This is a genomic window from Cyanobium sp. NIVA-CYA 375, from assembly GCF_056108345.1.
Window position 1 is genome coordinate 1 of record NZ_JBSYHW010000122.1, and the last position, 4209, is coordinate 4209.

Consider the following 4209-nt stretch of genomic DNA (forward strand, 5'->3'; position numbering starts at 1 on the left):
TGGGCCAGCAGCTCGGCCACGGCGGTTTTGCCGACGCCGGGCTCACCGATCAGCACGTGCCGGTGACCTTCTGTTCTTCACCGCAGATGATGGCCTGATTGGCCGCGAACTGTGGGCCACCGATGGCACGTCGGCCGGCACGAGGCTCGTGGCCGACCTAGCTCCGGGCTCTAGAGGTTCTGTACCAACTGGGGTCACTACCCTTGGAGATAAGGTTTTCTTCTCCGCCGATAATGGTCTGATCGGCAGGGAGGCCTATGTTTCCGACGGCACCGCAGCTGGCACTTTTTTATTAGCCGATATTAGGCAAGGATCCAATGGATCTGGCCCCTCAGGCTGGAAAGCCGTGGGAGATCAGATGTTCTTCACGGCCGATGATGGCATCACCGGCCGTGAATTGTGGGTCAGCGATGGCACGCCCACTGGAACCAAGCTCGTGGCCGACATCCTCACCGGTGCGGGCAGCGCCGCACCGGTGCCCGTCGCCGCCCTTGGCAGTCGCCTGCTCTTCACTGCAGACAATGGGATCAGCGGTCGTGAATTCTGGACGTCGGACGGTACCGAAGCAGGCACCACCTTGCTGAAGGACATCCAGGCAGGCAGTGGAGGCTCTCGCCCCGTCGGCTTTGCCGTGATGGGTGACACGGTTTTCTTCACGGCCCACGATGGGATCACTGGCCGTGAACTCTGGAAGACAGACGGCACCGAGGCGGGCACCATCCTGGTGAAGGACATCAACATCGGGCCAAGCGGATCAAGCCCTAGCAACCTCTACGTAGCTGGCGATAAACTATTTTTCGGAGCCTTTGAACCCACTACGGGTCGCGAACTCTGGATGTCCGACGGCACCGAGGCAGGAACGGTGCTAGTGGATGACCTCCGGGAGGGTCCCCTCAGTTCAGGCCCCTCTAATTTTGGGGTGGCCGGCAACACGCTTCTCTTTGCTGCTGTCACTGACGATATCGGCCGTGAATTATGGGGACTCGATTTGTTATCCTTAAACCTCGGCGCTAGCTTGCTTTAGAGTCCTAAATGGCCTCTCCCATTGCCCTCATCGCCGGCATCACCGGCCAGGATGGGGCCTATCTGGCGCGTCACCTGCTCGCAGCCGGCTATCGGGTGGTGGGCACCAGTCGCGATGCCCAAACCTGTGATCTCGAGCGGCTCACCAGGCTCCACATCCGCCAGGACGTGGAGTTGCTGTCTCTAGCCCCGAACGATTTCCGCAGCGTGCTCAAGGTGCTTGCCTCCGTGCAGCCCGATGAGGTTTACAACCTTGCCGGCCAAACCAGCGTGGGCCTCTCCTTCGACCAGCCGGTTGAATGCATGGAATCGATCGCCGGCGGCACCCTCAACTTCCTCGAGGTGATCCGCTATCTCGCTGCACCCACCCGCTTCTTCAGCGCTGGCAGCTCCGAATGCTTCGGCAACACCCGCGGCGAACCGGCCGATGAAACCTCGCCGTTTCAGCCCCGCAGCCCCTACGCGGTGGCCAAAAGCACGGCCTTCTGGCAGGTGGCCAACTATCGCGAGGCCTACGGCATCTTCTGCTGCACCGGCATCCTTGCCAACCACGAATCGCCGCTGCGGCCCCTGCGCTTCGTCACCCAGAAGATCATCCAGGGGGTGCGCCGTATCCAGCGCGGCGAAGCCACCCAGCTGGTGCTCGGCAATCTCGAGGTGTCCCGCGATTGGGGTTGGGCGCCCGAATACGTGCAGGCCATGCACCGCATGCTCCAGGCCCCAACTGCCCAGGATTACCTGATCGCTTCAGGCCAATCCTCCTCCCTACGCCAGTTCGTAGACCTGGCCTTTGCCGCCGCCGGCCTCAACGCCGCCGACCACCTCGTGAGCGACACTGCCCTAATGCGCCCTAGCGATCTCTCCTATTCCGCCCTCAACCCCGCCCGCATCGCCGCCGAGCTGGGCTGGCGGGCCACCACCAGTCTCGAAACAATTGTGGAGAAGATGCACCGCGATGAACTCCTCTAGGCGCCGGCCATTCCCCCAGATGTCATGTGCGGCCTGATCGGGGAGTGGCGCTGGCAGGAGCCCGCCACCCCGCTGCCCCTTGCCCCGCTCGCCCAGCGGGGCCCCGATGGCCAGGGCAGCTGGCCCAGCCCCGATGGCCACTGCTGGCTCGGCCACACCCGCCTGGCAATCCAGGACCGCTCTGCCGCCGGCGCCCAGCCGATCCACAGCCACTGCGGCCGTTTCACGCTGGTGTTCAACGGCGAGCTCTACAACCACCTCAGCCTGCGGCCTGAGCTCGCCCCCGTCCCCTGGCGCGGCCACAGCGACAGCGAAACCCTCGTGGAAGCCCTTGCCCAGCAGGGCCTGGCGGTGCTGCCCCGGCTGCGCGGCATGTATGCCTTCGCCGCCTACGACAGCCACCTCCGCCAGCTCTGGCTCGGTCGCGATCCGCTCGGCATCAAGCCCCTCTACCTGGCCCGCCGCAACGGCACGCTCCGCTTCGCCTCCGAGCGCCGGGCCCTGGGCTGGCCCAGTCCCCTTCAACCCCAGGAGATCGCCGAGGTGCTCGCCTGGGGCCACCTCACCACTCCGGTGGCCCTCGATCCGGCCCGCCCCCTGGCGGGCGCCAGCCTGCCTCCCGGTGCCCTGCTGGAGATCCGCGCCGACCGGCCTCTGCTGCTTGCATCTCTCCCCCAGCCGGCGCCCCAGCCCGCCTCGTCGCCAACCCCGCCGCGCGCTGGCGCCACCGCTGCCAGTCAGCTGCGGGCCCTGCTCGAGCAGAGCGTGCAGGAGCATCTGCTGGCCGATGTGCCGGTGGCCTGCTTCCTCTCCTCCGGCCTGGATTCCGGCATCCTCGCGGCCCTCGCCTGCCGCGCCGCCCCTGGCAGTATCAGCACCTTCACGGTGGCCTTCCCCGGCATGGCCATCGATGAAGGCCATCTCGCTGCAGCGATGGCCCGCCATTGCGGCAGCGAGCACCACAGCCTCACCCTCAGCGCCAGCCAGGCGCTCCACTGGCTGGAAGAGGGGCTCCAGGCCCTCGATGTGCCAAGCGCCGATGGCCTTAACACCTACCTGATCAGCCGTGCCGTGGCGGATAAGGGCATCCGCGTGGCCCTCTCCGGCCTCGGTGCCGATGAGCTCTTCGGCGGCTACCCATCGCACCGGCTGGTTCCCTGGCTCACCCCGCTGCGCGGCCTGCCGCCGCCCCTGCGCCACAGCCTGCTGAGGGCCCTGCTTCCGCGCCTGGGCCGCAAACTCGCCGATGTGCAGCATTGGGAACCCTGGCAGCTGGCCCTGGCCCTGCGCCGTTGGGCCAGCAACCGCGAGTTGCAAGCCGCCGGGCTGCATCCCGTAGCCTGGCCCAGCCCGCCCTTGCCGCTGCCACGCCATCGTTGGGCCAGGATCAGCAGCGCCGAATTGTTTGGCTACACCGAACCCATGCTCCTGCGCGACAGTGATGTGCTCAGCATGGCCTGCGGCCTGGAGGTACGGGTGCCCTTTCTCGATCAGCGCATCCAGGAGTTGGTGTGGGCCCTTCCCGCTTCCCTGCTGCGGCCAGGCAAGGCCCTGCTGCGCGCCGCCTGCGCCGACCTTTTCCCCCCCGGCTACCTCGAGCGCCCCAAGCAGGGCTTCACGCTGCCGATGGCAGCCTGGATGCAGGGCCCCCTGCGGCCCCTCTGTCAGCAGCGCCTGGCCGCCCTCACCGCCAGCGGCTGGCTAGATCCAGGCTGGCTGCAGCAGCAGTGGCAGCGCTTTGAAGCCGGCAGACTCAACTGGCCCCGAGCCTGGTGGTGCTCGGTGAATTCGCCAGCCGACCGACGCAACCGAGATGATCCCTAATGCTGCCGATCCCGTGCTCGAACGGAACCTCGTCTACTGGTATGCGGCATTGGTAATTCTAGAGGGGCCCCTGCGCAAGTGGTTTCTGCCCGCGGCCCTCGGTCCCCTGATCGCCATCGCCCGCGATCCGATCGCCATCGTGCTGCTCTGGCAGGGCTATCGCCGCGGCCTGCTGGCGCCGCTCTGGCTGCGCGATTTCTGGCTGCTCACCGCCCTGGGAATGGGGGGCGGTGGCCTGCTGGCGATGCTCGGCTCCACCGTGCCCCTCGATGTGTGGGTCTACGGGCTCCGCACCAATCTGCTCCACCTCCCCCTCATCCTGATCATTCCCGCCCTGCTCACTCCCGGGGATCTGCAGCTGCTGCTCAAGCGATTGCTGCTGCTCGCCCTGCC

General features: G+C 66.6%; 4 protein-coding genes and 1 pseudogene. All 5 read left to right on the forward strand.

All coding sequences use genetic code 11. The features are described 5' to 3' along the window. Nucleotides 1-70 precede the first annotated feature (70 nt). Nucleotides 71-187, forward strand: a pseudogene (locus tag AC01FP_RS16250) (ELWxxDGT repeat protein); the annotation flags it as partial. Between the two features lie 171 nt (nucleotides 188-358). Then, the gene (locus tag AC01FP_RS16255; protein WP_474481715.1) at nucleotides 359-1024 is read left to right on the forward strand and encodes an ELWxxDGT repeat protein; all 666 of its coding nucleotides are present in this window, start codon (nucleotides 359-361) and stop codon (nucleotides 1022-1024) included. A gap of 8 nt (nucleotides 1025-1032) precedes the next feature. Continuing rightward, a complete protein-coding gene (locus tag AC01FP_RS16260) occupies nucleotides 1033-1992 on the forward strand; it encodes a GDP-mannose 4,6-dehydratase (RefSeq protein ID WP_474481712.1) in 960 nt (319 codons plus the stop codon). Between the two features lie 24 nt (nucleotides 1993-2016). Beyond that, nucleotides 2017-3816, forward strand: a complete 1800-nt coding sequence (asnB, locus tag AC01FP_RS16265) for an asparagine synthase (glutamine-hydrolyzing) (RefSeq protein ID WP_474481713.1) — start codon at nucleotides 2017-2019, stop codon at nucleotides 3814-3816. Next, a partial coding sequence (locus AC01FP_RS16270) for a hypothetical protein (RefSeq protein WP_474481714.1) occupies nucleotides 3806-4209 on the forward strand: 404 nt, incomplete at its 3' end. The genes asnB and AC01FP_RS16270, both read left to right, overlap by 11 nt.

What these genes read in the sequence shown, in the direction of transcription:
- AC01FP_RS16255 (WP_474481715.1), top strand. Translation starts at nt 359, where the DNA reads ATGTTCTTCACGGCCGATGATGGCATCACCGGCCGTGAATTGTGGGTC.
- AC01FP_RS16260 (WP_474481712.1), top strand. Translation starts at nt 1,033, where the DNA reads ATGGCCTCTCCCATTGCCCTCATCGCCGGCATCACCGGCCAGGATGGG.
- asnB (WP_474481713.1), top strand. Translation starts at nt 2,017, where the DNA reads ATGTGCGGCCTGATCGGGGAGTGGCGCTGGCAGGAGCCCGCCACCCCG.